General features: G+C 40.3%; 7 protein-coding genes and 1 rRNA gene. 6 read left to right on the plus strand and 2 right to left on the minus strand.

The genetic code is table 11. The features are described 5' to 3' along the window. Nucleotides 1–167: 167 nt before the first annotated feature. A complete protein-coding gene (locus tag IQ228_RS17025) occupies nt 168–713 on the minus strand; it encodes a DUF721 domain-containing protein (protein WP_027403969.1) in 546 nt (181 codons plus the stop codon). Between the two features lie 105 nt (nt 714–818). Between IQ228_RS17025 and IQ228_RS17030 the strand changes: the two genes are divergently transcribed. The 5 genes from IQ228_RS17030 to IQ228_RS17050 all read left to right on the plus strand — a co-directional run bounded on the left by IQ228_RS17030 (nt 819) and on the right by IQ228_RS17050 (nt 5,750). Next, nucleotides 819–2,009, plus strand: coding sequence for a hypothetical protein (locus tag IQ228_RS17030; protein WP_027403968.1), 1,191 nt, complete (start codon nt 819–821; stop codon nt 2,007–2,009). 165 nt (nt 2,010–2,174) lie between these two features. After that, complete coding sequence (locus IQ228_RS17035) at nt 2,175–2,885, plus strand: PspA/IM30 family protein (protein WP_027403967.1); 711 nt, start codon at nt 2,175–2,177, stop codon at nt 2,883–2,885. A 163-nt stretch (nt 2,886–3,048) separates the two neighbouring features. Then, on the plus strand, nt 3,049–3,840 hold the full coding sequence (locus IQ228_RS17040; protein WP_027403966.1) for a PspA/IM30 family protein: 792 nt from the start codon (nt 3,049–3,051) through the stop codon (nt 3,838–3,840). Nucleotides 3,841–4,154: 314 nt separating this feature from the next. Continuing rightward, nucleotides 4,155–4,490, plus strand: a complete 336-nt coding sequence (locus IQ228_RS17045; protein ID WP_027403965.1) for a co-chaperone YbbN — start codon at nt 4,155–4,157, stop codon at nt 4,488–4,490. A 75-nt stretch (nt 4,491–4,565) separates the two neighbouring features. Further along, the gene (locus IQ228_RS17050; protein ID WP_027403964.1) at nt 4,566–5,750 is read left to right on the plus strand and encodes an LL-diaminopimelate aminotransferase; all 1,185 of its coding nucleotides are present in this window, start codon (nt 4,566–4,568) and stop codon (nt 5,748–5,750) included. Nucleotides 5,751–5,863: 113 nt separating this feature from the next. Here IQ228_RS17050 and nadC read toward each other — a convergent pair whose 3' ends face one another. Further along, on the minus strand, nt 5,864–6,730 hold the full coding sequence (gene nadC, locus IQ228_RS17055) for a carboxylating nicotinate-nucleotide diphosphorylase (protein ID WP_027403963.1): 867 nt from the start codon (nt 6,728–6,730) through the stop codon (nt 5,864–5,866). 417 nt (nt 6,731–7,147) lie between these two features. Between nadC and IQ228_RS17060 the strand changes: the two genes are divergently transcribed. After that, nucleotides 7,148–7,305: ribosomal RNA gene (locus IQ228_RS17060) — 16S ribosomal RNA — on the plus strand; the annotation flags it as partial.

Below are 7,305 nucleotides of genomic sequence, written 5' to 3' on the forward strand. Positions count from 1 at the left end.
GACAATTATTAGAGTGCGTACATATTTATTTTTACCTAAAACTTATTGGGGATCAAGATTAAAACATTGATTCTGGATTTACTCGTTTTGTAAAAACGTTACTTTAGATAGAGTTAAAATCGGTTCTTAGCATTTAATTTACTGAATTATTTACAATAGTTCAATATTTATCCTAACCGCTTGGAGCAGCAGAGAGAACAAACTTCCCAGCGTTCAAGTTCACCCCGTGGAGTGGGACATTGACATTGGGGACACAAGGGGAGATGATGCGATCGCTCTTGCATCATCTTCGCCCAATTCTCAAAAGCACCCAACGCATTGTCAATATTGACTTGAACTAACCTATCACCAATCAAATCATCAGCCACATAACTAGGATGTTCAGATGCCGAAACAGTGGCTTCTGTTCCCGCTATTGATGAATTTTTCCACTCGGCTGTAGAAAAGCGAATATCTACCAAAGACGTAGATAGCTTGTTATTTAACTTTACCAACATAGTTTTCCTGCCAAATGTCAAATTTTGCGCCCAAGCAGCACTAGAAGTTGCTACCCACAAAACATCACGCTGAATAGACAAAGGACGAGTTTGCACCGCAACGGCAGTCCCCACAACTTCTACCCAGCACTTTAGCAACCGCAGCAATACCTGTTCTTGCCATTGTGGTGAACGTTGAATATTTCCTAAAACCTGATCAATTGACTTAAAAGACATATTATGTTATTAGTTTTACCATAAAAATAGCTGAATACTGATAATCAACTTTCACCAGTATATTGAAAATTCATTTAATCATCTACCCTGACTCCATCTTAAACAATGAATCAAAATCCTTTGATAGATTCTACCAAATCCCCGCAAACACCCGGCTTAAACCCTACCCTAACTACCGCACTGGCTAGTTTAGAAATACAATTGGATCAAGAATTAACCAGATATAGACGCACACGCAAAAACACCAAATCACAAACAGCAAGAAGTGTAGAAAGTTACACTAATTATCAAACAACAACCTTGTCGAAGGAGATTCAACTACCAGCAGTTCCTCCCGTAGCCATTCCCTCAGAAAATCCATTCTTGACGAATGAGACTGAAACCATTGATTTTCCCCAGGAGTTTGCTAACTCAGACATAGAAGAAACCCCCACTCCTCCAAACCTAGAAAAATCAACTAGCAGTATAGTTCCCACCAAAATTCCCTCCCCTGACAACCAAACCCTCCTCACCTCAAATGATCCTCCTCAACAACCAAATGATTATTTAGAATCTAGTGAGGCATTATTGCGGAGTTTGACAGCCGTTGCACCACAAAATCAAACTCCTAATTCTCCTAAATCCCGTGATAGTGTCTTATCACCTTTAGGTATTGGTTCAATGCTGTTGCTATTATTGGCAAGTTTGACTTTAGGTTATGTCGTCTTCAATCCCAAAAATTTACCTAAATTGAATTTCAGTAGCGTACTAAACAATAATTCATCAAAGACTGCGGAAAATACACAAAACACAGAAATTATAGAAAATAATTCCCAACTGACTAGCGAACCAAAAATCACCCCCATAGCTAAATATCCTAATTTAGCCACCCAAGAATTTCGACAAGTTAGAGATCCTAAAGATGTCGTAGATTTAACACCAAAAGTTAAACCGACCCCTCAAATCATTTCCACTCCTGTAGCTATTCAACCCCCCATAACTCCTATCTCTCCATTACCGAGACTTTCCCCCTTACCTAACACCCTCTCTAAATCCACACCTTTAGCAAAGCCTACAGCTACTTTTTCACCCCTACCAGAAGATGTCAAACCATCAGCTAATGGATACTATTATATTATTGCTGATAATCAAGGCGACAAAGCTTTAACAGCCGCCAAGCAAGTTGTTCCTGATGCTTATTTATCACCAAATAAAAAATTTATTTATTTGGGTGCTTTGAAAACCAAGGATGAGATTAAGCGCAGATTGCAGGAATTAGAGGCAAAAGGCATTAAAGGACGATTACAACAGCCATAGTTAAAAAATGCTGGTTTTACTGAATAAAATTTACTGAATTTAACGCCAAAAACTCTGACCTTTGTGTCTTTGCGCCTTTGCGTGAGGCTAATTCATACTGATTTCTTACTATGATAACAATATAGCAATCCTCAAAGTCCAGTAAATGGTCAAGGTAGAGCCAACATGGAAGTTATTAACCGTATTCTGCGGGTGATTCGCGCTAATTTTAATAGTCTGGTTAGCAATGCAGAAGATCCAGAAAAAATTCTGGAAACAGCTTTCATGGAAATGCAGGAGAATTTGGTACAATTGCGTCAAGGGGTAGCTCAAGCGATCGCCACCCAAAAGCGCACAGAACGCCAAGCAGCCGCAGGAGAATCCCAAGCCGCAGAATGGTATCGTCGCGCCCAATTAGCCCTCCAGCACGGTAATGACTCCCTCGCACGGGAAGCTCTCACCAAACGCAAATTTTACCAAGAGACCGCTACAACTTTAACCAGCCAAATTCAGCAGCAAAAAGATGTAGTCGCCAAATTAAAGCAAGATATGCGGACTTTAGAGTTAAAACTGGCTGAGGTAAAAACTAAGAAAGATATGTATATCGCTCGCGCTCGTTCCGCAGAAGCTTCCTATCGGCTGCAAGAAATGTTAACTGGAACTTCTGCTACATCTAGCTTAGGTGCATTAGAACGAATGGAGGAAAAAGTCTTACAAATAGAAGCACAATCAGAAGTTGCCAGTACACTGGGTGGTGATGATCTAGAAAAAGAATTTGCATCCTTAGATTCTCACCATGATATTGATACAGAACTCGCAGCCATGAAAACTTATATCCTAAATCAAGAAGAAAATCCCCAGCCAGATCATAATTTACCCAAAACACCCGAACCATAACTTTCTCTGGTTAATATAGATAATTAATAGGTTCATGATTCAGAATAGAAAAAAAGATAGTAATCCAGACTGGAAAGACTACATTGGCATAGGTAGCTATTGATATAGTAGAAAAGCTAACTATCTAACCAAGAGCGTAAACCTCTAAAGGAAAAATAAATTTATGGGATTATTTGATCGCCTTAAACGAGTAGTTGGTGCTAACTTAAACGATTTAGTCAGTAAAGCCGAAGATCCAGAAAAAATGCTGGAACAAGCCCTCCTCGAAATGCAAGAGGATATGGTGAAGTTGCGCCAAGGTGTAGCACAAGCAATAGCTGCCCAGAAGCGCACTGAAAAACAGTATAATGAAGGACAAGCCGAAATTAATAAGTGGCAACGTAACGCCCAACTTGCCCTGCAAAAAGGTGATGAGAACCTAGCCCGTCAAGCATTAGAGCGCAAGAAAACTTATACTGATACTGCTACGGCTTTAAAAACCAGTCTAGATCAGCAAACTGTTCAGGTAGAAGGTCTGAAAAAGAATTTAATCCAGTTAGAGAGCAAAATTTCTGAAGCCAAAACCAAGAAAGAAATGCTCAAAGCCCGGATTACGGCTGCAAAAGCCCAAGAACAATTGGGAAATATGGTTAGTGGGATGAGTAGCAGTAGTGCCATGTCTGCTTTTGAGCGCATGGAAGAAAAAGTATTAATGCAAGAAGCTAAATCTCAGGCTGTATCCGAGTTAGTAAGTGCAGATTTAGATCACCAATTTGCCAAGTTAGAATCTGGTAGTGATGTTGATGATGAATTGGCCGCTTTGAAAGCATCCTTAGCACCTGCACCCGACCGAAAACTACTAACCCCAGAACAATCTAGCACCACAACTCCAGTACAACCAACCAGTACAGCTAAATCGGTTGAACCAGTTGATGCTGAATTGGAATCTCTACGCAAACAACTGGATAATCTGTAGTTTTTGCAGATAATTCAATTCAGCTAATCCCACACATCTTGGTTGTGGGATTTTACTCCATTTTCAAAGCCGAAAAGTTTATTAGTAAATCTTTTACAATCTAAAACTCAAAATCTAAAATCGGATAACAACTGACTCTCAGATTGGGATAAAGTATTTTGTGAATGAATTTGATTAATTTATGTCCATTGCATAATGGCGGTATGAAAATCAAAAATTCCATTTCTCGAACTCTTACTCTCTGCGCCTCTGCGAGGGACAAATTCATACTTTCATTCAGCAACGCCAATTTATACTACTTTATGGAGACTATAATGAACAAGGGTGTAATCACTATCACTGATGCTGAGTTTGAAACGGAAGTATTAAAAGCCGAGCAGCCTGTATTAGTTTATTTCTGGGCTTCCTGGTGCGGACCTTGTCAATTGATGTCACCAGTGATTAATGCGGCTGCGACAACTTATAGCGATCGCCTAAAAATTGTTAAGATGGAAACTGATGCCAATCCACTCACAGTCAAACAATACCAAGTAGAAGGTCTCCCGGCTCTGAGATTGGTAAGAGGAGAACAACTATTAGAATCTATTGAGGGAGTAATTGGTAAAGATAAATTACTCAGTTTTTTGGAAGATCATTTAAATAATAATTAGTTACCGATTAGTGATCAAAACTCCATAGTTTTTGATCACTACCTCATGACTAATGACCAATAAATAATAATTAAAATGCAATTTGCTACCCGGTTACAACCCTTAAAATCTAACGTATTTGCCGATATGGACACAGCCAAGACCATTGCTTTGGCTGCTGGAAGAGAATTAATTGATTTATCTTTAGGTTCTTCAGATTTACCTACCGAGAATCACGTCATAGAAGCGATCGCTCAATCTCTCCATGATCCTACCACTCATGGTTATTTATTATTTCGTGGCACTCAAAATTTCCGTCAAGCCGCAGCCCAGTGGTACGAGCAAAAATTCGGTATCCCAGTTGACCCAGAAACAGAAGTTTTACCCCTCATTGGTTCTCAAGAAGGAACAGCCCATTTACCCTTAGCCGTGCTTAATCCCGGCGACTTTGCCCTATTATTAGATCCTGGTTATCCTTCCCATGCCGGAGGAGTATACTTGGCTAGTGGTCAAATTTACCCCATGCCATTAAAACCAGAAAATAATTTTTTACCAGTTTTTAGTGATATTCCCGCCACAGTTTTAGCCCAGTCGCGGTTAATGGTATTAAGCTATCCTCATAATCCTACCAGTGCGATCGCCCCCTTATCCTTCTTTCAAGAAGCCGTAGCCTTTTGTCAACAACATAATATAGTTCTCGTTCACGACTTCCCTTACGTAGATTTAGTCTTCACAGAAAAAACCCAAAATCCAAAATCCCCTGTTCCCTCAATTTTGCAAGCAGACCCCGAAAAAAGCGTCTCTATTGAATTCTTTACCCTTTCCAAATCCTATAATATGGGTGGTTTCCGCATTGGTTACGCAATTGGGAATCCGCAATTAATTCAAGCCCTTAAGCAAATCAAAGCCAGCGTTGATTTTAACCAATATTTGGGAATTTTGAACGGAGCGATCGCCGCCCTCACCGGACCCCAAGATGGTGTAAAATCTGCCGTTGATATTTTCCGTCAACGCCGGGACACCTTCATTAAAGCCTTGCACCGTATCGGTTGGAACGTTCCCACACCAGAAGCCACAATGTACATTTGGGCAAAATTACCCCCACAATGGAGTCATAATTCCATAGAATTTTGCACCGAACTAGTTAAAAAAACAGGTGTAGCCGCTTCCCCAGGAGTCGGCTTCGGTCAATTCGGTGAAGGATACGTTCGCTTTGCATTAGTACAAAAACCAGAAATCTTAGAAACTGCTGTAGAGAGAATTTCCCAGTTCCTCTATTAACTCAAGTTGCTAGTCATCTAATTGAGCCTGGTAATTGGTAATTGGTAATTGGTAATTGGTAAATTTCTCATCCTGTTAATCCTTTAATCCCGGATATCCTGATTCAGACATTATTAAACCATTCTCATACTCAAATCCAACCATTTAGACTGAGTAATAGGCGCACTAGTAGAAATATAATCAACACCAGTTTTCGCAACAGCGCGAACAGTCTCCAAAGTTACATTTCCCGAAGCCTCAATTTTCACCCGATCATCTTCATCACGAATCAATAATACAGCCTCACTCATCATAGACAAAGGCATATTATCCAACATAATAATATCTGCTTTGTACTGTAAAGCTTCCCGCACCTGTGCTAAATTTTCCGTCTCCACCTCAATTGTTAGAGGATAAGGAACGTGAGAACGAATGCGGGTAATAGCTTCCCCAATTCCCCCAGCCGCAACAATATGATTATCCTTAATCATCACCGCATCATCTAAACCCATCCGGTGATTCATCGCACCACCCAAAGCAGTAGCGTACTTTTCCAAAATTCTCAACCCTGGAGTAGTTTTGCGCGTATCCACCAACTGAGCAGGTAAATCAGCTATTTTCTCTACATATATATTAGTCAAACTGGCAATTCCACTTAACCGCATCACCAAATTAAGCGCTACCCTTTCCCCCATTAACAGCGTATCCAGTGAACCATTAATTTCCGCTATCACCTGCCCTGGTTCGCATAGTGTACCCTCATCGGTAACATTGACAAAATCAACTTGATTATTCAAAAGCTGAAACACCCTAGCCGCAATCGGTAAACCAGCAATTATCCCTGGTGCTTTCGCTATCCATTTAGCTTCTCCTCTAGTGGGATGTTGGGACAATAGAGATTGAGTAGTACGATCTCCCCTACCAATATCTTCCAACAACCAACTTTGCAACAATTGATCCAGCACCAAAAACGGTGGTAGTACAGCCACTGAACTCTTCATCTCTAATATCTATCTATATCCACTCAACACTATCAATTATTGTCTTTCTTTCTCTAATGACTCAAAAAAAACCAGAAGTGGAACTCCACAAACCCAGCCAAATCAAAAACACCACCAAAAGGGCAGAAATCTCAGGAATTTTAACGCTCATAACCCTTGTCTCACAAGGATTTTAGATAAAACAAAAAACAAACCGAAAAATAGTTTGCCAAAGTAGTTGACAAACCAAAGTAGATTCGATATATTAGATAAGTGCTGAACAGAGAAGCAAAAAAGAGGCGACACTAAACAGCACACCGAACCTTGAAAATATTATAGTTTGAAAGCCAGAATACGACAAGTACCCTGCGTCAGAAAGAAAATAACCTGACCGTGGTTGTAAAAACGGTTAAGAAAGAGCTTTATAACAGACGAACCAAAATGGAGAGTTTGATCCTGGCTCAGGATGAACGCTGGCGGTATGCTTAACACATGCAAGTCGAACGGTCTTTTCGGAGATAGTGGCGGACGGGTGAGTAACGCGTAAGAATCTACCTTCAGGTTGGGGACAACCACTGGAAACGGTGGCTAATACC

Source organism: Dolichospermum sp. LEGE 00246 (assembly GCF_015207865.1).
In the GTDB taxonomy this organism is placed as follows: Bacteria; Cyanobacteriota; Cyanobacteriia; order Cyanobacteriales; family Nostocaceae; genus Dolichospermum; species Dolichospermum heterosporum.